A 240-nucleotide genomic window follows, 5' to 3' on the forward strand; every position below is an offset into this window, starting at 1 on the left:
GCCAGGAACCGTCGGCCTGGCGCACCGTGGCCTGTTCGGGGGTCATCTGCATCAGGCCGCTGATGGCATTGCGCGCCCGGTCCAGGGATTTGGCCTCGATCAACTCGGCCACGGTGAACAGGAACATCACCATCGCCGCTTCCGGCCACTGGCCAATCAGGATCGCGCCCGTCACCGCGATACTCATCAAGGCATTGATATTGAGGTTGAAGTTCTTCAGGGCAATCCAGCCCTTCTTGT

General features: G+C 60.8%; 1 pseudogene. It reads right to left on the reverse strand.

From position 1 onward, the window contains the following. Positions 1-240 (reverse strand): annotated as a pseudogene (locus tag AAEY78_RS14845) (hypothetical protein); the annotation flags it as partial.

This window comes from Psychrobacter sp. 16-MNA-CIBAN-0192 (assembly GCF_040309565.1).
Lineage (GTDB): Bacteria > Pseudomonadota > Gammaproteobacteria > Pseudomonadales > Moraxellaceae > Psychrobacter.